This window comes from Microbacterium fluvii (genome assembly GCF_025515205.1).
Classification (GTDB): Bacteria; Actinomycetota; Actinomycetes; order Actinomycetales; family Microbacteriaceae; genus Microbacterium; species Microbacterium fluvii.
On sequence record NZ_JAOPFX010000001.1, the window covers coordinates 1,112,275 to 1,132,211 of the forward strand.

The 19,937-nt window shown below is 69.9% G+C and carries 17 protein-coding genes and 4 tRNA genes; 13 read left to right on the forward strand and 8 right to left on the reverse strand.

Going from position 1 to position 19,937, the window contains the following annotated elements; translation table 11 throughout:
• Positions 1-1,017, reverse strand: a complete 1,017-nt coding sequence (gene sepH, locus OAW74_RS05105) for a septation protein SepH (protein ID WP_262873243.1) — start codon at positions 1,015-1,017, stop codon at positions 1-3.
• A gap of 213 nt (positions 1,018-1,230) precedes the next feature.
• Here sepH and OAW74_RS05110 point away from each other — a divergent pair, with 213 nt between their 5' ends.
• Entirely contained in the window at positions 1,231-1,524 is a 294-nt protein-coding gene (locus tag OAW74_RS05110) for a DUF4193 domain-containing protein (protein ID WP_262873244.1), read from the forward strand.
• Here OAW74_RS05110 and OAW74_RS05115 read toward each other — a convergent pair.
• Complete coding sequence (locus OAW74_RS05115; RefSeq protein ID WP_262873245.1) at positions 1,499-1,996, reverse strand: DUF3093 domain-containing protein; 498 nt, start codon at positions 1,994-1,996, stop codon at positions 1,499-1,501. The two genes, OAW74_RS05110 and OAW74_RS05115, sit on opposite strands and share 26 nt — an antisense overlap.
• 12 nt (positions 1,997-2,008) lie before the next feature.
• On the opposite strand from OAW74_RS05115, the gene dut reads away from it, so the two are divergent.
• The 5 genes from dut (at position 2,009) to dxs (ending at position 8,870) form a co-directional block, all read left to right on the forward strand.
• Complete coding sequence (dut, locus tag OAW74_RS05120; RefSeq protein WP_262873246.1) at positions 2,009-2,461, forward strand: dUTP diphosphatase; 453 nt, start codon at positions 2,009-2,011, stop codon at positions 2,459-2,461.
• Positions 2,458-3,093 carry a DUF3710 domain-containing protein gene (locus tag OAW74_RS05125; protein WP_262873247.1) on the forward strand — a complete coding sequence of 212 codons (636 nt, stop codon included), beginning with the start codon at positions 2,458-2,460 and terminating at the stop codon, positions 3,091-3,093. Before dut ends, OAW74_RS05125 begins: the two co-directional genes overlap by 4 nt.
• On the forward strand, positions 3,090-3,833 hold the full coding sequence (locus OAW74_RS05130) for a DUF3159 domain-containing protein (protein ID WP_378733403.1): 744 nt from the start codon (positions 3,090-3,092) through the stop codon (positions 3,831-3,833). The genes OAW74_RS05125 and OAW74_RS05130 overlap by 4 nt, the downstream gene beginning before the upstream one ends.
• 135 nt (positions 3,834-3,968) lie before the next feature.
• Positions 3,969-6,803 (forward strand): aconitate hydratase, encoded by a 2,835-nt coding sequence (locus OAW74_RS05135; protein WP_378733405.1) that lies wholly within the window; start codon positions 3,969-3,971, stop codon positions 6,801-6,803.
• A gap of 123 nt (positions 6,804-6,926) precedes the next feature.
• Complete coding sequence (dxs, locus tag OAW74_RS05140; protein WP_262873248.1) at positions 6,927-8,870, forward strand: 1-deoxy-D-xylulose-5-phosphate synthase; 1,944 nt, start codon at positions 6,927-6,929, stop codon at positions 8,868-8,870.
• A gap of 153 nt (positions 8,871-9,023) precedes the next feature.
• On the opposite strand, the gene OAW74_RS05145 is transcribed toward dxs, so the two are convergent.
• The 4 genes from OAW74_RS05145 to OAW74_RS05160 all read right to left on the reverse strand — a co-directional run bounded on the left by OAW74_RS05145 (position 9,024) and on the right by OAW74_RS05160 (position 14,252).
• Positions 9,024-11,186 carry a 3-hydroxyacyl-CoA dehydrogenase NAD-binding domain-containing protein gene (locus OAW74_RS05145; RefSeq protein ID WP_262873249.1) on the reverse strand — a complete coding sequence of 721 codons (2,163 nt, stop codon included), beginning with the start codon at positions 11,184-11,186 and terminating at the stop codon, positions 9,024-9,026.
• 14 nt (positions 11,187-11,200) lie between these two features.
• Complete coding sequence (locus tag OAW74_RS05150) at positions 11,201-12,403, reverse strand: thiolase family protein (protein WP_262873250.1); 1,203 nt, start codon at positions 12,401-12,403, stop codon at positions 11,201-11,203.
• A 72-nt stretch (positions 12,404-12,475) separates the two neighbouring features.
• A complete protein-coding gene (locus tag OAW74_RS05155) occupies positions 12,476-13,675 on the reverse strand; it encodes a ribonuclease D (protein WP_262873251.1) in 1,200 nt (399 codons plus the stop codon).
• On the reverse strand, positions 13,668-14,252 hold the full coding sequence (locus OAW74_RS05160) for a DUF3000 domain-containing protein (protein ID WP_262873252.1): 585 nt from the start codon (positions 14,250-14,252) through the stop codon (positions 13,668-13,670). The genes OAW74_RS05155 and OAW74_RS05160 overlap by 8 nt, the downstream gene beginning before the upstream one ends.
• Before the next feature lie 25 nt (positions 14,253-14,277).
• On the opposite strand from OAW74_RS05160, the gene OAW74_RS05165 reads away from it, so the two are divergent.
• On the forward strand, positions 14,278-15,492 hold the full coding sequence (locus OAW74_RS05165; RefSeq protein ID WP_262873253.1) for an alpha/beta hydrolase family protein: 1,215 nt from the start codon (positions 14,278-14,280) through the stop codon (positions 15,490-15,492).
• On the opposite strand, the gene OAW74_RS05170 is transcribed toward OAW74_RS05165, so the two are convergent.
• Positions 15,464-16,177: a dihydrofolate reductase family protein gene (locus OAW74_RS05170; protein WP_262873254.1), complete on the reverse strand. Its 714-nt coding sequence runs from the start codon at positions 16,175-16,177 to the stop codon at positions 15,464-15,466. The two genes, OAW74_RS05165 and OAW74_RS05170, sit on opposite strands and share 29 nt — an antisense overlap.
• Positions 16,178-16,273: 96 nt before the next feature.
• Here OAW74_RS05170 and zapE point away from each other — a divergent pair, with 96 nt between their 5' ends.
• From zapE to OAW74_RS05185, 3 genes are all read left to right on the forward strand, one after another.
• Entirely contained in the window at positions 16,274-17,308 is a 1,035-nt protein-coding gene (zapE, locus tag OAW74_RS05175; RefSeq protein WP_262873255.1) for a cell division protein ZapE, read from the forward strand.
• A 186-nt stretch (positions 17,309-17,494) separates the two neighbouring features.
• Positions 17,495-18,721 carry an ammonium transporter gene (locus OAW74_RS05180; RefSeq protein WP_262873256.1) on the forward strand — a complete coding sequence of 409 codons (1,227 nt, stop codon included), beginning with the start codon at positions 17,495-17,497 and terminating at the stop codon, positions 18,719-18,721.
• A 197-nt stretch (positions 18,722-18,918) separates the two neighbouring features.
• Positions 18,919-19,368 carry a type II toxin-antitoxin system PemK/MazF family toxin gene (locus tag OAW74_RS05185; protein WP_262873257.1) on the forward strand — a complete coding sequence of 150 codons (450 nt, stop codon included), beginning with the start codon at positions 18,919-18,921 and terminating at the stop codon, positions 19,366-19,368.
• A 38-nt stretch (positions 19,369-19,406) separates the two neighbouring features.
• Here OAW74_RS05185 and OAW74_RS05190 read toward each other — a convergent pair.
• A tRNA-Val gene (locus OAW74_RS05190) sits at positions 19,407-19,482 on the reverse strand.
• A gap of 147 nt (positions 19,483-19,629) precedes the next feature.
• Between OAW74_RS05190 and OAW74_RS05195 the strand changes: the two genes are divergently transcribed.
• The 3 genes from OAW74_RS05195 to OAW74_RS05205 all read left to right on the forward strand — a co-directional run bounded on the left by OAW74_RS05195 (position 19,630) and on the right by OAW74_RS05205 (position 19,930).
• Positions 19,630-19,702, forward strand: a tRNA-Gly gene (locus OAW74_RS05195).
• A gap of 54 nt (positions 19,703-19,756) precedes the next feature.
• A tRNA-Cys gene (locus OAW74_RS05200) sits at positions 19,757-19,830 on the forward strand.
• Positions 19,831-19,855: 25 nt separating this feature from the next.
• A tRNA-Val gene (locus OAW74_RS05205) sits at positions 19,856-19,930 on the forward strand.
• Positions 19,931-19,937 lie beyond the last annotated feature (7 nt).

Sequence of the window (19,937 nt, forward strand, 5' to 3'; positions counted from 1 at the left end):
TCAGCTGTCTTCGGTGCGGGCTCCGAAGACGATCTCATCCCACGACGGCATCGACGATCGGCCCTTGCGCCTGCCCGCCTCGGCGACCGCTGGTCGGTCGGGCTCGGGCTCGGGCTCTGCCGGCTGCTCGTCGTAGCCGGGCTCGAGCGCGTCGAACAGGGCGACCCGATGGGCGGGCTCGGCATCGGTCTCGTCGCTGCCTGGCAGCGGTTCGCGCTGACCCCGCCGACGCCGCAGCGCCTCGAGCAGGTCGGCGGTCTCGGCCGACGGCGAGCTCTCCTGCGTGGCGCGCTTGATCGCGGCCTGCTGCACGGCGGGTGCGACAGGGGAGGGCAGATCGGGCGATTCGAGGTCGGCGTCGGGCAGGCGCCGCGGTCCGAATGCACCGCTGTCGAAGCGGGAGTCGTCTTTGGGGGCCGAATCGAGGGCGCGCAGGCGCGGGATCAGACCCTCGGGCAGCGACCCCTGGCGCGAGAGCTGGATCGCGTCGGAGTTCAGCGGCGAGAGCGTGGAGCGACGAGGATCGAAACTCCAGCGGGCATCGTGATCGACCTCGGCCGAGGTGAACTCGAGCTTGACGATCCAGCCGTTCTGCTCCTTCCAGCTGGTCCAGCGCTCGCTCGTGGCAGCGGCCTCGGCGAGCTTGGCCCGCACGGCCGCGCCGAAGGTGGGGTGCACATCGTGCTCGAGGTCGGTGCCGAGCAGCACCGGAACGGCGAGAGCCAAGCCGACGATGTGCTCGCGCTCGGCGAGGATCGGCCCTTCGTAGCGCACGACGTCTTCGACTCTGGCGCCCAGGAGTTCCGCGACCTCGGGCGCCGACAGACCGGAGCGGATGTGCGACTGGATCTCGCGAGGACTGACCGCGCTCGTCGCCGGCGTGCCCTCGCGCTCGCGACGCGCCTTGCGCAGTTCGATGCGCAGCACGTCGTCGAGGGCGAGGGAGAACCTCTCGCCCGACTCGTTGGCAAGGACCAGGACGTCGTCCTCCGTCCCGATCACCTTGAGCTGTTCCATGGGGAATCGCCTCTCCGATCCAGCGGTGTGCGCCCATGGTTTCACAGGGGTCGCCGCAAGCAGGGAATATCCCGCGCGCGCCGTGAGTTTCACGGGGCGACACGGCACACCACCCGCCCGAGCGCATTTGCCAAATGATGCCGCGTCATGCAAACTATCGCCGCCCGAAAGGGCCGCAGACCTCGAGCAATACGGAAGTTGAGACAGCCGCACATGGCCACCGATTACGACGCCCCCCGCAAGACCGAAGACGACAGCGAGTCGATCGAGGCTCTCAAGGAGCGCGTGCCGGACAAGCTCTCCGGCGCCGTCGGCGACGAGGATGCCGACAACCCCACCGGCTTCGAACTGCCCGGCGCCGACCTGTCCGACCTCGAGCTGGATGTCGTCGTGCTCCCCGCTCAGGAAGACGAATTCACCTGCTCGAACTGCTTCCTGGTGAAGCACCGCTCGCAGTTGGACCACGAGACCAAGAACGGCCCTATCTGCACGGAGTGCGCGGCGTAGCCTGCGCCCTCCTGATCGCCGCGGCCAGTCGGTCGGGTGTTCTCGACGAGATCACCCAGACCGACACCGGGTCGTCGGGGTCGTCGACGGGAACCGTCACGATGCCGTCGACCCCGCCGCGGATCAGATGCCACGAGGTGGCAGACAGCCCCGCGCCGCGGGCGTGGCGAGCGTCCTCGCCGGACAGGGCGACAGGGGCGCCCAGCTCATGGGCGTCGATGTGGGAACGCCCCGCGATCAGCATCCCGTCTTCGACTCGCACAGCGGGCGAGAGCATGACGAGCGACAGCACGACCAGCACCCCGACCACGACGCCGACGACGAGCGCGACCACGCTGTCGAGCGGCGCGAACACGAGCGCAGCCATCGGCGCGCACATGGCGGCGCTGACCAGCGCCCAGAGCGATGGGCTGAGTCTTTCGCGGTATCTGACGGCGGTGCCGGCGCCGTCCCGCGCTGCTGTCTTGTGCATTACCCTCGTTGGGTGACCGAAAGCGTGGACGTTCCCATCATCGCATCCGACGCGCCGGTGTACGCCCACCCCGGAGACGCCGGAGCGGACCTCGTCGCCGCAGAGGCGGTGCGTCTGGAGCCCGGTCGCCGCGCGCTCGTGGGCACCGGAGTGCGCATCGCCCTCCCCGACGGCTACGTCGCCTTCGTCGTGCCGCGCAGCGGTCTGGCCGCCAAGCACGGCATCACGATCGTCAACTCGCCCGGCACCGTCGACGCGGGCTACCGCGGCGAGATCAAGGTGTCGCTGCTGAACACCGATCTCGACGAGGCGTTCGAGGTGAACGTGGGCGATCGCATCGCGCAGCTGATCGTCATGCCCGTGCCGCGTGCGCGATTCGTGCCCGTCGAGGAGCTGCCGGACAGCGCGCGCGGCGAGGGCGGATTCGGCTCGACCGGTTACCAGAAGCAAGGAGTGCCGGCATGACCGACCAGACCCCCGCAGGCGAGCCAGAAGAGGTGGACGCCGAGATCGTCGAGGAGGCGGCTGCGGCGTTCTCGCCGGAGCAGCGTGCCGCCGCAGGGCCCTTCGACGAATCGGAGGCGAACCCCGTCCGCCCCTACATCGACCTGGGCGGTGTCAAGGTGCTGCCCCGAGAAGGACTCAACCTTCGTCTCGAGGTGGAGGAGCAGACCAAGCGCATCGTCGCGGTGGGGCTCGACTACGCGGGCTCGACGCTGCAGGTGCAGCCGTTCGCCGCGCCCCGCTCGAGCGGGCTGTGGGAAGAGACGCGCGAGCAGATCCGCGAGCAGATCCGCACTCAGGGCGGCCGCGTGCAGGAGCGCCAGGGTCCGCTCGGCCCCGAGCTGCTGGCCGAGGTCCCGGTCGTCGCGGGCCCCGACTCGGCCGCCGGAAAGCGCCTCGCGCGATTCGTCGGCGTCGACGGGCCCCGCTGGTTCCTGCGCGGCGTCATCGGGGGAGCGGCGACCAGCGACGTGGATGCTGCGGCCAAGGTCGAAGACCTGTTCCGCTCGCTCGTGGTCGTGCGCGGCGGCGCGCCGATGCCCCCGCGCGACCTCATTCCGCTGAAGATGCCGGCCTCGCCGGGCAGCGCGTGAGTCTGACCCCGCCTCCGGCCGAGCCTGAGGGGAAGCCGGAGCCGACGGCATCCGATCTGCTCGGGCAGGCCCTCGGCGACGCCGCGCGACGCGCGGGCCTGGACCCCGACGCCGATGCCGGCACCGGCCGGGTCGTGTTCGCCGCGATGGGCGGAGTGCGGGGCGTCCTGGAGTCGGTGCTGCCGAGTCTCGTCTTCCTGCTCGTCTACACCTTCACGACCGACCGGGCCACCGGCGAGGCGAATCTCTGGCTCGCCCTCGGGTTGAGCGTGGGGCTCGCCGCCGTCTTCACGGTCGCGCGGCTGATCGCCCGGACGCCGGCGACCGCCGCGTTCGGCGGACTCATCGCGGCGGGCGCGGCCGCCGGCCTCGCGCTGTGGACAGGGCGCGGTGAAGACAACTTCCTCCCGGGGTTCATCACCAACGTCGCCTATGGTTCGGCCCTCCTCGTCTCGGCGCTGATCGGCTGGTCGCTGATCGGGCTGGCCGGGGGCTTCCTCATGGGCGAGGGCACTGCGTGGCGCGCAGACAAGCGCAAGCGTCGCGTGTACTTCTGGCTCGCGATCGCCTGGGCCGCGCTGTTCGCCGCGCGCCTTCTCGTGCAGGTGCCGCTCTACTTCGCCGGCGACGTCACCGCGCTCGGAACGGCGAAGCTGATCATGGGGCTTCCGCTGTTCGCGCCCCTGCTCGCCGTCACCTGGCTCGCCGTGCGGGCGCTCTATCCGCGGTCGGCGGAGTGATACATTTATCTTGACATCAAGATAAATTTCACCCTCGCGCGGTTAGGTGAACCTCACTAGCCGAGCCACCCGGCGCGGGGGATGATGGGAGGCACGGGCCCCGGCCCCCTCCCGCCGCCGACGAAGGAGACAGACGTGTCCACGGTTGACAGCTTCGGTGCCAAGAGCACCCTGACGGTCGGCAGCACCGACTACGAGATCTTCCGGCTCGACACGGTCGCCGGCTACGAGAAGCTCCCCTTCAGCCTCAAGGTGCTGTTGGAGAACCTGCTGCGCACCGAAGACGGCGCCAACGTCACGAAGGCGCAGATCGAGGCCCTCGGCTCGTGGGACCCCGACGCCGAGCCCGACACCGAGATCCAGTTCACCCCCGCACGCGTGGTGATGCAGGACTTCACCGGTGTGCCCTGCATCGTCGACCTCGCCACCATGCGCGAGGCCGTGACCGCCCTGGGCGGAGACCCGAACCGCATCAACCCGCTGTCGCCGGCCGAGATGGTCATCGACCACTCCGTCATCGCCGACCTGTTCGGCCGTGAGGACGCACTCGAGCGCAACGTCGAGATCGAGTACGAGCGCAACGGCGAGCGCTACCAGTTCCTCCGCTGGGGCCAGACGGCCTTCGACGACTTCAAGGTCGTGCCGCCGGGCACCGGCATCGTGCACCAGGTCAACATCGAGCACCTCGCGAAGGTCATCTACGACCGCAGCGTCGACGGTGTGCTGCGCGCCTACCCCGACACGTGCGTCGGCACCGACTCGCACACCACGATGGTCAACGGCCTCGGCGTGCTGGGCTGGGGCGTCGGCGGCATCGAGGCGGAGGCCGCCATGCTCGGCCAGCCCGTCTCGATGCTCATCCCGCGCGTCGTGGGCTTCAAGCTCACCGGCGAGATCCCCGCCGGCGTCACCGCCACCGACGTCGTGCTCACGATCACCGACATGCTGCGCAAGCACGGCGTCGTCGGCAAGTTCGTCGAGTTCTACGGCGCCGGCGTCGGCTCGGTGCCGCTGGCCAACCGCGCCACCATCGGCAACATGAGCCCCGAGTTCGGCTCGACCGCCGCCATGTTCCCGATCGACGATGTGACGCTCGACTACCTGCGTCTCACGGGTCGCGACGAGCAGACCGTGGCGCTCGTGGAGGCCTACGCCAAGGAGCAGTCGCTCTGGCACGATGCCGCCAACGAGCCCAACTACAGCGAGTACATGGAGCTCGACCTCTCGACGGTCGTGCCCTCGATCGCCGGCCCCAAGCGCCCGCAGGACCGCATTCTGCTGAGCGAGGCCAAGAGCCAGTTCGAGAAGGACATCGTCGGCTACGCGACGGCGTCGACCTCGACCGACATCGTGGACCTCGAGTCGAAGCACTCGTTCCCCGCCTCCGACCCCGGCTCGGGCCCCGGGGACGAGGAGCCCGTCACCCGCGAGGTGCACATCAACAGCGGTGCTCCGGCGAACGCCTCCAAGCCCGTCAAGGTCACCCCGCCCGAGGGGAGCCCCTACATCCTCGACAACGGTGCGGTGACCCTTGCGGCCATCACCTCGTGCACCAACACGTCGAACCCGTCGGTGATGATCGCGGCGGGCCTGCTCGCCCGCAAGGCGCGCCAGAAGGGCCTGAAGCAGAAGCCGTGGGTCAAGACGACGCTCGGCCCCGGCTCGAAGGTCGTCACCGACTACTACGAGAAGTCCGGCCTGAACGAAGACCTCGAGGGCCTCGGCTTCTACACCGTCGGCTACGGCTGCACGATCTGCATCGGCAACTCGGGTCCGCTCATCGACGAGGTCTCGGCCGCGATCAACGAGAACGACCTGGCCGTCACCGCGGTGCTCTCGGGCAACCGCAACTTCGAGGGCCGCATCAGCCCCGACGTCAAGATGAACTACCTGGCCTCGCCGCCGCTGGTGGTCGCCTACGCTCTGGCCGGCTCGATGAACTTCGACTTCGAGACCGACCCCCTGGGCACCGACACCGACGGCAACGACGTGTTCCTCAAGGACATCTGGCCCGCCCCCGACGAGGTGCAGGAGATCATCGACTCGTCGATCTCGCGCGACCAGTTCATCACCCAGTACGCGACCGTCTTCGACGGCGACGAGCGCTGGCAGAACCTGCCGACCCCCACGGGCCCCGTCTTCGAGTGGGACGACGCGTCGACCTACGTGCGCAAGGCGCCCTACTTCGACGGCATGTCGATGGAGCTGACCCCGGTCACCGACATCTCCGGAGCCCGCGTCATGGCGACTCTGGGTGACTCGGTCACGACCGACCACATCTCGCCGGCCGGCAACATCAAGGCGGGCACCCCGGCCGCGCAGTACCTCACCGAGCACGGCGTCGCGCAGAAGGACTTCAACTCCTACGGCTCGCGCCGCGGCAACCACGAGGTCATGATCCGCGGGACGTTCGCCAACATCCGCCTGAAGAACCTGCTGGTCTCGGCCGTCAACGACGGTGCGATCGTCGAGGGCGGCTACACCCGCGACTTCACCCAGGAGGGCGGCCCGCAGTCGTACATCTACGACGCGAGCCAGAACTACCAGGCCGAGGGCACGCCCCTCGTGATCTTCGGCGGCAAGGAGTACGGCTCCGGCTCGTCGCGCGACTGGGCGGCCAAGGGCACGAGCCTGCTGGGCGTCAAGGCGGTCATCACGGAGAGCTTCGAGCGCATCCACCGCTCGAACCTCATCGGCATGGGCGTCGTGCCGCTGCAGTTCCCCGCTGGGCAGAGCTGGTCGTCGCTGGGCCTGGACGGCACCGAGGTCGTCTCGATCACGGGTCTCGAGCAGCTCAACGAGGGCGTCACCCCGAAGACGGTGCGCGTCGTCGCCTCCCCGAGCGAGTTCTCGCCCGAGGGCAAGCAGACCGTCGAGTTCGACGCCGTCGTGCGCATCGACACGCCCGGTGAGGCCGACTACTACCGCAACGGCGGCATCCTGCAGTACGTGCTGCGCTCGCTCGTCTGAGCGCAGTCGAGAAGGTCCCCGGTTCGCCCGAACGGGGGACCTTCTCCGTGTTCGCAGAGACTCCTCGCGTAGACTCGACGGATGCTGCGGCATCCCGCATCACGATGACGAAAGGCGGACGGCATGGGCCTTCTGGAGACGATCGGCGGTCCCCGTGACCTCGACGACCTCTCCATGGAGCAGCTCACGCAGCTCGCCGATGAGATCCGGGCGTTCCTCGTCGAGAACGTCGCCCGCACCGGAGGCCACCTCGGTCCGAACCTCGGCGTCGTCGAGCTCACGATCGCGCTGCACCGCGTGTTCGACTCGCCGAACGACCCGGTGATCTTCGACACGGGCCACCAGTCGTATGTGCACAAGCTGCTCACCGGCCGGCAGGACTTCACGCACCTGCGCGAGCGCGAGGGGCTGGCCGGCTACCCGCAGCGCTCCGAGAGCGAGCACGACGTCGTCGAGTCCTCGCACGCGTCGAGCTCGCTGAGCTGGGCCGACGGCGTCTCGCGCGCCCTCACCCGCACCGGACGCCGCGACCGCCACGTCGTCGCCGTCGTCGGCGACGGCGCCCTGACCGGCGGCATGACGTGGGAGGCGCTCAACAACATCTCCGACGACAACGACCGCAACCTCGTCATCATCGTCAACGACAACGGCCGCTCCTACGCGCCGACGATCGGCGGCATGGCGCGCTACCTCAACCGCGTGCGCACCGCCGACACCTATCGCAACCTCCGAGACACCTCGTCGAGCTTCTTCGGGCGGCTGGGGCCGGCCGGCCGCGCCGTCTACCGCGGCGTGCGCGGCGGCACGCACGGATTCCTCTCCCGCTTCACCAACAACGCGGCGCTGTACTCCAACCTCGACATCAAGTACCTCGGGCCCGTCGACGGGCACGACCTCGAGACGCTCATCGAGACCCTGCGGCTCGCGAAGGCCTACGGCGCCCCCGTGATCGTGCACGCGATCACCGAGAAGGGCCGCGGCTACGCCCCTGCGCTCCAGGACGAGGCCGACCAGTTCCACGCCGTCGGCCGCATCGACCCGGTCTCGGGCGAGCCGCTGGGCTCGTCGAGCGCGAGGGGATGGACCGACGTGTTCTCGGACGAGCTCGTCGCCATCGGCGAGGAGCGCGAAGACGTCATCGGCATCACTGCCGCGATGCTGCGCCCCACCGGGCTGCTGGAGTTCGCCCAGCGCTTCCCCGACCGCGTCTACGACGTCGGCATCGCCGAGCAGCACGCCGTGGCCTCTGCGGCCGGCCTCGCCTACGGCGGGCTGCACCCCGTCGTCGCGATCTACGCGACCTTCATGAACCGCGCGTTCGACCAGGTGCTGATGGACGTGGCGCTGCACCGCGCGGGAGTCACCTTCGTGCTCGACCGCGCAGGTGTCACCGGCCCCGACGGCCCGAGTCACCACGGTGTGTGGGACCTCGCGATGCTGCAGCTCGTGCCCGACATCCGCATCGCCGTTCCGCGCGACGAGGCGCGCCTGCGCGAAGAGCTGCGCGAGGCGGTCGCCGTCGACGACGCCCCCACCGTCATCCGCTACCCCAAGGGCGCCGTCGGCGCCGAGCTGCCCGCCGTCGAGCGCCTCGCCGACGGCGTCGACGTGCTCGCTCGCTCGGGCGGCGAAGACGTGCTGCTGGTGGGCATCGGCCCGATGGCCCACCTCGCGATGGACGTGGCCGAGCGGCTGCGCGCGCAGGGCATCGGCGCGACCGTCATCGACCCCCGCTGGGTCGTTCCCGTGCAGCCCTCGGTCGTCGAGCTGGCGGCGTCCCACCGCCTCGTGATCACCCTCGAAGACGGCATCCGCGTCGGGGGCATCGGCACGCGCGTGCGTCAGGTGCTCCGAGAGGCGGGGGTCGACACCGCCGTCGATGAACTCGGGCTTCCCGACGCGTTCATCCCGCATGCGTCGCGCGAGCAGATCCTCGCCGAAGCGGGGCTCACTCCCGCCAAGATCGCCCAGGACGTCGTGGCGCAGGTGCTCGGCACCCGCATCCCGGTGGCGCGCCCTGCGACGGCGGAGCTGCCGCTGAGCGAATGGGAGCGCGGCCGGGCCTGACCCGCCGCTCGCCACCCGGAGCATCCGCCCGCGCTGCGGGCCCAGCATCCGCGCGCCCTCGCCCGAAGCGAGGGGATATGCCGAAGCGAGGGCCCTTCGCGTCGGAAAGGCCCTCGCTTCGCGAGATCTCCTCGCCTGGGGCGAGGACAGGCGTCAGGATGCGGCGATGCCGCGGATCGCGGGAGTGTGGAAGGTGCCGGCGAACACGCGCTCGGAGGCTCCCTCGCGGTCGAGGTAGGGCGTCGCCCCACCGTCGATGAACGGCCAGCCCGCGCCGAGGATGAGGCACAGGTCGATGTCCTGCACCTCGGGCACCACGCCTTCGTCGAGCATGATGCGGATCTCCTGCGCGAGGCCGTCCTGCACGCGGCGCAGGATGGTGTCGGCCGACGCGGGGGCCTTGCCCACCGCGTCCTTGACGACCTTCGCGGCCTCCTTGGTGAATCCGGTGACCCGGCCGCCCTTGTCCTTCTCGACGACCTCTGCCAGCTCCGCGAGCGCGTGGAAGTTCTCGTTCGCATAGAACCGGTCGGGGAAGGCGTGCGACATCGTGTCCTGCACGTGGGCGGCGACCTTCCAGCCGACCAGGTCGATCAGCTGGAACGGGCCCATCGGCAGGCCGAGCGGCGCGAAGGCCTTCTCGACGTCGGCGACAGGGGTGCCCTCGTAGACGGCGCGCGCCGCCTCGCCCATGACCTTGGCGAGCAGTCGGTTGACGACGAACCCGGGAGCGTCGGCGGTGAGCACGGCGTTCTTGCCGAGTCCTCTGGCGACCACGAATGCGGTCGACAGCGCCTCTTCTGCCGTGTGCGGGGTCTTCACGATCTCGATGAGCGGCATCACCGCGACCGGGTTGAAGAAGTGGAAGCCGACGAGCCGCTCGGGGTGGGCGAGCTTCGCGCCGATCTCCTCGACAGACAGCGACGACGTGTTGGTCGCGAGGATCGCGTCGTCGGCGATGTGCTGCTCGATCTCGCCGAACACCTGCTGCTTGACGCCGACCTCTTCGAAAACGGCCTCGATCACGAAGTCGCAGTCGGCGTAGAGGCTCTTGTCGGTTGTGCCGGTCACGAGGGCGCGCAGCTTGTTGGCCGAGTCGGCGTCGAGCCGCCCCTTGGCCTCGAGCTTGCCGATCTCGTCGTGGATGTAGGCCACACCCTTGTCGACACGCGCCTGGTCGAGGTCGGTGATGAGCACCGGCACCTGCAGGCGACGGACGAACAGCAGAGCGAACTGGCTGGCCATGAGACCCGCGCCGATGATGCCGACCTTCGTGACCTTCTTGGCGAGCGCCTTGTCGGGGGCTCCCACCGGGCGCTTGGCGCGCTTCTGCACGAGATCGAAGGCATACATCGATGCGGCGAACTGGTCGCCCGTGACGAGTTCGGCCAGCGCCTCGTCTTCGCGGGCGAAGCCCTCGGCCTTCGTGCCGCTCTTGGCCTTGTCGAGCAGCTCGAGCGCGTAGTACGGCGACTTCGGCACCGTGCCGATCTTCGACTCGAGCATGCCGCGGGCCATCTTGATCGCGATGGGCCACTTGGTGAGGCGCTCGATCTTGCCCGGCTCGTTCTTGCGCTCGACCTTGATGGTCTTGCCGAGCACGCCGTCGGCCCAGGCCAGCGAGTCCTCGAGGTAGGTCGCCGCGGGGAAGATCGCGTCGACGATGCCGTAGTCGAAGGCCTGCTGCGGCTTGAGCATGCGGTTCTGCTTGAGCGGGTTCGAGATCACGACCTCGAGCGCGTTCTCGATGCCGATGAGGTTCGGCAGCAGATACGCACCGCCCCACCCGGGGATGATCCCGAGGAAGACCTCGGGAAGGGCGATCGCGGCAGCCGACGCGTCGACGGTGCGGTACGTGGAGTTCAGCGCGATCTCCAGGCCCCCGCCGAGGGCCAGGCCGTTGACGAAGGCGAAGGTCGGCACGCCGAGCTCGCCGAGCATGCCCAGCACCTTGTGGCCGAGCTGGGCGACCAGCTTCGCCTCGGCGGGCGAGCCGACGCGCGAGATGTCGCTGAGGTCGGCGCCGGCGGCCAGGATGTACTGCTTGCCGGTGATGCCGACGGCCTGGATCTCGCCGGCAGCCGCGCGGGCCTTGAGACCCTCGAGGGTCTCGCCGAGCCGGGTCATGGTGGCGGGGCCCAGCGTGTTGGGGCGGGTGTGGTCGCGCCCGTTGTCGAGCGTGATCAGGGCCAGCACCTTGCCGGAGGGCAGGCGCACGTCGCGCACGGGGGACTCGGTGATGACCTCGCCCTCGGTCTTGGCGAGGATGGGGGAGAAGTCGATGTTCGCGTACTGCTCGGAAACGGTGTTCGTCATCGTCGTGTCGCCCCTCAGCGCTTCTTGCCGTTGTAGTGCGGGTTCTCCCAGATCACGGAGCCGCCCTGCCCGAGACCCACGCACATCGCCGTCAGGCCGTAGCGCACGTCGGGGCGCTCGGCGAACTGCGCCGCGAGCTGGATCATCAGGCGCACACCCGAAGCGGCCAGCGGGTGGCCGAGCGCGATCGCGCCGCCCCACTGGTTGACGCGGGGGTCGTCGTCGGCGATGCCGAAGTGGTCGAGCAGCGAGATCACCTGCACGGCGAAGGCCTCGTTGAGCTCGAACAGGCCGATGTCGTCGATCGACAGCCCCGCCTTGCGCAGCGCCTTCTCGGTCGAGGGGATCGGGCCGATGCCCATGATCTCGGGCTGGACGCCCGCGAACGCGTACGAGACGAGCTTCATCTTGGGCTTCAGGCCCAGCTCCTTCACGGCGCCGCCTCCCGCCAGCAGCGACATCGTCGCGCCGTCGGTCAGAGGCGACGAGGTGCCGGCGGTGACGCGGCCGTGCGGGCGGAAGGGGGTCTTCAGCGCGGCGAGGTCGTCCATCGTGGTCTGCGGGCGGCGGCCCTCGTCTTCGGTGGCGAGGCCCCACGCGCCGTCGGCGCCCTTGGTGGCAACCGACACCAGGTCGGGCTGGAACTTGCCGGCGTCGTACGCGGCCTGAGCCTTGTGCTGGCTGAGCATGCCGAACCGGTCGGAGCGCTCCTTGGTCAGCTGCGGGAAGCGGTCGAAGATGCGCTCGGCCGTCACGCCCATGTTGAGAGCGCCGGGGTCGACCATCTTCTCTGCGACGAAGCGCGGGTTGGGGTCGGCGTTGCCGCCGATGGGGTAGTGCCCCATGTGCTCGACGCCGCCGGCGAGGGCGAGGTCGTACATGCCGACGCCGATCGAGCCCGCCATCGTGGTCACGCTCGTCATGGCGCCCGCGCACATGCGGTCGATCGCGAAGCCGGGAACCGTCTGCGGGAGCCCGGCGAGGATCGCGACGGAGCGACCGAGGGTCAGTCCCTGCTCTCCGGTCTGGCTCGTCGCGGCGATCGCGACGTCGTCGATGCGGTCTGCGGGAACCAGCGGGTTCCGCGCCATCAGGCCGATGGTCGCCTTGACGGCGAGGTCATCCGCTCGGGTGTTCCAGTACATGCCCTTTTCGCCGGCGCGCCCGAAGGGGGTGCGCATTCCATCGACGAAGTAGACGTCCGAAAGCTCGGCCACTCTGCCTCCAAAGTTTGGGATTGAGTCCAGCCTACGGTGAGACTCGGTCTCACCCAACCCGTTGGGTCGAACCTACGAATGGGCCTCGGGAGCATCGGGCGGGCTTTGCTTCGAGTTTACAAAGGCGGCCGCGATCACCGGCGCGGTCTGGGCGACCTGCCAGCGTCGCGCCCCCAGAGCCAGGAGTGCCTCGCCGACGGATGCCGCGTCCACCGGCTGCGGGGGCGACCACGCGACGCGTCGCAGCAGCTCGGGAGTCAGCAGGTTCTCTGTGGGCATCGCGAGCGTCTGCGCGAGCGCCTCGACGAGGGGCCTGGCCGCCTTCAGCCGTGCGTCGGCCTCGGGATTGCGGTCGGCCCACGCCCGCGGCGGCGGGAGCGTGTCGGAGTTCGACACGCGCTCGACGGGCAGGTCTTTCTCGGCGCGGCCGCGCTCGATCGCGCTCCACCAGCGGTCCAGCTGACTGCGGCTCGCACGCCCGGTGAACTCCTTGACCCCCGCGAGCTCCTGCTTCGACTTCGGGGTGGCCAGAACGGCGGCCACGAGCGCCCGATCGGGCACGAGGCGGCCCGGAGCGGTGTCCTGCTCCTGGGCGAACTCCTCGCGCGCGGTCCACAGTGCGCGCGCGACGGCGAGCTGCTGCCGGCCGCGAACGGTGTGCAGGCCGCTCAGGCGCCGCCACGGCTCACCGGGGCGGGGCTTGGGTTCGCGGTGCAGCACGGCGTCGAACTCCTCGGCGGCGAACTCGGTCTTCTCCTGTTCGGCGAGCTCCGCGACCAGCACGTCGCGCACGTCGATGAGGTGCTCGACATCGAGCGCCGCATATTCGAGCCAGGACTGCGGCAGCGGACGCGTCGACCAGTCCGAGGCCGAATGCGCCTTCGCCAGCGTGATGCCCAGGGCGTCCTCGACGACGGCACCGAGCCCGACCCGCTCGTGGCCGAGCAGGCGCGCCGCCAGCTCGGTATCGAAGATCGTCGGGGGCACGAGGTCGAGTTCGCGCAGCGACGGCAGGTCCTGGCTGGCCGCGTGCAGCACCCATTCGACGTCGCCGATCGCGCCCTGCAGGGCGGAGAAGTCGCCGATCGGCGGAGGGTCGAACAGGAAAACGCCCGCGTCGCGGCGGAACACCTGGATGAGATAGGCGCGCTGGGAGTAGCGGAAGCCGGAGGCACGTTCGACATCGACGGCGACGGGACCGACGCCGGCGGCGAGGGCGGCGGCGGCAGAGCCGAGGCCTGCGGCATCCGTGATGACGTCGTATTCAGTCACGGGCCACCCGCGTCCCGATCGTCACGATGTCCTCGGAGCCCGGCGGCAGCCCGGCCAGCATGCACACCAGCTCCGCCCATGCCTCGATGTGCGCACCCACCGGTCCTCGGGGCGACCACGACGCGCGCAGCTCGATCTGTGCGCCGTCGCCTTCGTCGGCGAGGGTCCCGAAGCCGCGCGAGAGCGTCTTGGTCGCGGTGCCCGACGCCGCGGCGTACTGCGCCCCGCGGGAGTCGAGAGCGTCGACGAGCCAGGACCAGGCGACCTCGGCGAGCAGGGGATCGGTGCCGATGTCGGGCTCGAGCGGCGCCTGCGCGAAGCACACGATGCGCCACGGGCCCTCCCACGGCGCGGGTTCGTCGGGGTCGTGCAGCAGCACGAGCCGTCCCGTGCCGTAGGGGGAGTCGACACCCTCCTGCTCGGGCCGCACGTCTCCTGCCAGGGCCATGGCCTCGGGTGCGAGTCCGGTGGGAGCGGGGATCTCGCGCACAGAGAAGTCGGCGCGGAAGTCGGTGGAGCGCACCTCCTTCGCCGCATCGGCGAACGCCGCCGACGCGGGGGGAGGGTTCTCTGCCACGCCGACAGACTAGAGTGGGCGTCCGATGGTCGTCTCCAGGCGCGCCGCGAACGGCGCCCCCTCATCCGCATTCATCGGCGCTGTCCGCGCCGCGATCGCTCTGCTGAGCGCTCTGCTGACCGGGGTGCTCGCCGCGATCGGCGTCGCGAGCCTCGTCGCGGCGCGTCGTGTGGTCACACCTGCCGCGCGGGTGCCGGACACCCGCATCCTCGACCTCGACACCGCCGCGCAGACCATCACTCTCTCGCGCACCCCCGACACCGAGCTGCCCGGCCGGTACGGTCTGTTCACGAGCGGCACCTCGCCCTATCTCAAACTCGGCTCGGTGCTGGCGGAAGACGCGGGGTCGGTCAAGCGCAAGCTGCTCACACACGTCGCCGACAGCGCCCGGCTGAGCTCCGAGGCCGCGTTCAGCGGCTGGTACTACGGCGGGCCCGCCGAGCTTCAGCTGGCCTACCACGACGTCACGGTGCGCACCGCCCTGGGCCCCGCGCCGGCGTGGCTGTTCGCAGGGGGCGACCACGCCGACACGTGGGTCGTGCAGGTGCACGGCCGCGGCACCACGCGTGCGGAATGCCTGCGCGCCGTGCCGCTGTTCGACGCCCTCGGCTTCACGTCACTGGTCGTGTCGTACCGCAACGACACCGAAGCGCCCCGCACGCGCACCGGCACCTACACGCTGGGTGCGACGGAGTGGCGCGACGTCGACGCCGCCGTCGACTACGCCCGCACCCACGGTGCTCGACGGGTCGTGCTGATGGGCTGGTCGATGGGCGGTGCGATCGTGCTGCAGACCGCGCTCGAGACCCGCCACCCCGAGCTCATCGCCGGCGTCGTGCTCGAGTCTCCTGTGATCGACTGGCGCATCGTGCTCGACTATCAGGCGCGGCTCAACCGGCTTCCGCACGCCGTGACGGGGCTCGCGATCGGCGCGCTGGGCTCCGACTGGGCGGCACCCGTGACGCGGGGGGCGATCCCCTTCGACCGGCTCGATGTCGTCGCCCGCGCGGGGGAGCTGCAGCATCCCGTGCTCATCCTGCACAGCGACGACGACGGGTTCGTGCCGTCGGACGCATCGCACGCGCTCGCGTCGGCACGCCCGGATCTGGTCGAGCTGCGCGTCTTCGACACCGCCAGGCACACCAAGCTCTGGAACTACGACCAGGAGCGGTGGAGCGACAGCATCCGCGCGTGGCTGCGTCGCACCGGCATCAGCGCGCCCGCAGACGCAGATAGCTGAAGCCCGCCGCGTCGACGAGCAGGCCGGCGGGCGTCGTGCCGACGCGGTGCGAGACCGGCAGGAAGGGGCGCGCCGCGGGGGCGATCGTCGGGGCCACGGTGACGCAGTACTCGTCGATCAGGCCCGCGTCGGCGAACTGCGCGGCCAGCGACGGGCCGCCTTCGCACACCAGCCGCCGCAGTCCTCGGCGGGCGAGCGCGTCGACGATGTCTTCTGGGCGCAGATGCCCGCCGGCCGAGGCGACCGGCACGACCGTCGCGCCGGTCGGAAGCCGTTGCGACACGTCGTCGGCGCGCTCCTGCGGGCACACCACGAGCACGCGCTCGGCCGAGCCGTCGTCGTCGAGGCGGTGGCCGGACAGATCGCCGGAGGAGGTCACGACCGCGAGGCGCGCGGTGCGCGGCACGACGTAGCCCTCGGCGCGCACGCTCTGCGCGCCGACCACGACGGCATCGGCGTCGGCCCGGATGAGACCGAGGATGCGGCGGTCCAGAGTGCTCGTGAGCGTGTCGCTCGTGCCGTCCTCACCCGCGGCCGCGCCGGTCAGGCTCGTGATCATGTTCAGCCGCAGGTAAGACTCCTCCGCGCGCCGGTAGCGCTCGGCGAGCCAGTCGCGGCCGGCGGCGGTCGCGACATCGACGACGGCGCCGGCGGAGGGGATCACCTCGGTGACGAGCTGGGACATCGGTGTCATCCTGTCACGGCGTAGGGTGGGAGGCGCCCGCCGGCACGTGCGTCGCGGTGCATCCCCGAACCTCACTCCGCCCCACAGGATCGCCGCATGACCGCCACCGCGTCGCCCACCGGCCTCGTGCACCTCGTCGACCGCAGCCCGCAGCTCTCCGGCGCCGACATGGTCGCAGCCCTCGTGCCGCCGCCGCAGTTCGACGGTGCGACCTTCGACTCGTATCGCGCCGATGCGGCCTTCCCGTCGCAGCAGGGCGCGAAGGACCGCCTCATCGCCTTCTGCGGCGCGGGGGCGCCCGCTGCCCGCGGAGGGTTCTTCCGTCGTGCCAAGAAGGAGCCGGAGACCAAGCCGGGCGTCTATCTCGACGGCGGCTTCGGCGTGGGCAAGACCCACCTGCTCGCCTCGATCTACCACGCGCTGCCGGCGCGGCGGAAGTACTTCGGCTCGTTCATCGAGTACACGGCGCTGGTGGGAGCCCTCGGCTACCAGAACACCGTCGAGCTGTTCCGCGGTGCCGACCTCCTGTGCATCGACGAGTTCGAACTCGACGACCCGGGCGACACCATGGTGATGACGCGGCTGCTGGGCGAGCTGGTCGGGGGCGGCACGCGGCTGGCTGCCACCTCCAACACCCCGCCCAATGCGCTCGGCGAAGGGCGGTTCGCGGCGCAGGACTTCCTGCGCGAGATCCACGCGATGGCCTCGAGCTTCGAGACGCTGCGCATCGACGGCACCGACTACCGGCATCGCGCCGTCGACGGGCACGCCGTATCTCTCGCCGATGACGCCTACCGCGCCGACCTCGACGCGTTCGCGGCGGCCGGCACAGCATCCGACGACTCCTTCACCGAACTCGTCGCGCACCTGGCCCATGTGCATCCGTCGCGCTACATCCGCCTCATCGACGGACTGTCGGCGATCGGCCTGCGCGACGTGACGACGTTCACGGATCAGTCGGCCGCCCTGCGCTTCGTCGCCTTCATCGACCGCGTCTACGACGCGCAGCTGCCGATCCGCGCGACGGGCGTCTCGCTCGACCTCGTCTTCCCCGATGAGATGCTCGGCGGCGGGTACCGGAAGAAGTACCTGCGCGCCATCTCGCGACTGGTCGCCTCGACGCTGGCCTGAGGCGGCGCCTCCGCGGCGCTGAAACGTGATGTTTACGTCTGCGGGGGTCGTGTAACCGGCGCGAAACACGACGCGCACGCCTGCCGAAACCCTCCGTCGCCACACTGGGGACACCCGACGACCGCCGACCCGACTTGCGCGGCCCACGGGGACACCTCGAGTAACACGACATGGATGAGGAATCTCATGGACAGCGGTAACCTCGCCTGGTCCGTCGCAGCGACGGCGCTAGTGCTCTTCATGACGCCCGGTGTGGCGTTCTTCTACGGCGGACTCGTCAAGGCGAAGAGCGTCGTCAGCATGATGATGATGAGCTTCGGAGCTCTCGGACTCGTCAGCGTGCTGTGGATCCTCTACGGCTTCAACATGAGCGCCGTCGAGAGCACGTGGGCATTCGCCGGAAACCCCTTCGCCGACTTTGGCCTGAACGGCGCCGACAGCGACACCCTCGTGGGCGTCACGTTCGGTGCGACCTTCGCGATCATCACCGTGGCCCTGATCTCGGGCGCCATCGCCGACCGCGCCAAGTTCGGTGCGTGGATGATCTTCGCGGGCGTCTGGTCGACCATCGTCTACTTCCCGGTGGCCGCATGGGTCTGGGGCGGCGGCTGGATCATGGGCCTGGGTGAGACCTTCGGCTTCTCGACCACCGTCATCGACTACGCCGGTGGCACCGCCGTCCACATCAACGCGGGTGCCGCAGCGCTGGCGCTGGCGCTCGTGCTCGGCAAGCGCATCGGCTTCCAGAAGGGCATCTCCAAGCCCCACAACGTGCCGCTGGTGATGCTCGGTGCCGCGATCCTGTGGTTCGGCTGGTTCGGCTTCAACGCCGGCGCCGAGGGAACCTTCGGCCTGCTGGGCACCGACGGCTCGTCGGTCGGCCTCATCATCGTCAACACGCTCGGCGCGACCGCCGCGGCCATCCTCGGCTGGGTCATCATCGAGAAGCTCAAGGACGGCAAGTCGACCTCGGTGGGCGCCGCCTCGGGTGCCGTCGCCGGCCTCGTCGCCATCACCCCCTCGTGCGCCAACCTCACGCCGGGCTGGGCGCTGCTGCTCGGCCTCATCGCCGGTGCCGTCTGCGCCCTGGCCATCGAGCTGAAGTGGAAGCTCGGCTACGACGACTCGCTCGACGTGGTCGGCGTGCACCTGGTCGGCGGCCTCATCGGCACGCTGTACCTCGGCTTCTTCGCGACCGGCACGGGCCTGTTCCTCGGCGGCGGCTGGGAGCAGCTCATCCTGCAGTTCATCGCCGCGGTGGGCGTGCTGGTCTACTCCTTCGTCGTGGCCTGGGTGCTGGGCTTCGCGATCGAGAAGACGATCGGCTTCCGCATCAAGAACGAAGACGAGCTCGCCGGTGTCGACACCGTCGTGCACGGCGAAGAGGGCTACGCGCTCGCAGAGCAGGCCTGATCTTCGGCAACACAGCACTGAAGGGGCGTCGCGGTTTCGACCGCGGCGTCCCTTCGGCGTGCGGAGCGGATGCGGCGCGCTAACGTGACCGCTATGGCCAGAGGATCCTGCGCGCGCTCACCGACCTGCTGCGGCCCTCCCGGCGGAGCGCGGGCTCGGCGGCGCCGGGGCGGCGCTCCGAGGGCGCAGGAGCCGGCATGAGCTCTGACGAGCTCTCGCCCGGCCAGAGCGGCCGGAGCGCGACGATCGAGATCGATCCGTCCGTCGCGGGCGGGCTGCGCATCACCTATGCACCGGAGCGGGATGGCGACCCCGACGCGGGGGAGGTCGTGTGGACCTGGGTGCCCTACGAAGAGCGCGACGGCCGAGGCAAGGACCGCCCTGTGCTGGTGATCGGGCGGCAGAACGCGGACCGCGTGTACGCGGTGCGACTGACGAGCAAGTCGCACGACGGTGATCGCGACTATCTGCCGATCGGCAGCGGCCCCTGGGACTCGCAGGGGCGCCCCTCGTGGGTCGACATCGAGCAGCTCTACAGCGTGCACGTCGACGGCATGCGCCGCGAGGCATCCGCCCTCGATCTCGACGCGTTCACCCGCGTCGCCGCCGCTCTGCATCGCCGCTATGGCTGGGCCGTGGGCGAGTAGGAGGGGAAAGGCGAAGGGCCCGGCGAACCGGGCCCTGCTGGTGGGCGATACCAGACTCGAACTGATGACCTCTTCCGTGTGAAGGAAGCGCGCTACCAACTGCGCCAATCGCCCGTGACCCCAGGGGGCCGAGTATCGATCCTAGCGGATCCGGAGGGATGGTTCGAACCGAACGGCAGGACACGCGCGGGGTGCGCCCGGTTTTGCAGTTGCCGGTTCGTCGGCTAAAGTCATACGAGTGCCCGGGGCAACCAGGGTCACGCGGATGTAGCGCAGTTGGTAGCGCATCACCTTGCCAAGGTGAGGGTCGCGAGTTCGAGTCTCGTCATCCGCTCGAGTGCAGGGGTCTTCTTCGGAGGGCCACGGCACGTGGGGTCAAACCACACGCGGTGGCGTGGCCGAGCGGCTAGGCACCGGCCTGCAAAGCCGTTTACACGGGTTCGAATCCCGTCGCCACCTCCACTCCTCAACTGAACAGCCTGTACAGGCGCGATTGGCGCAGCGGTAGCGCGCTTCCCTGACACGGAAGAGGTCACTGGTTCGATCCCAGTATCGCGCACCACCTGAAA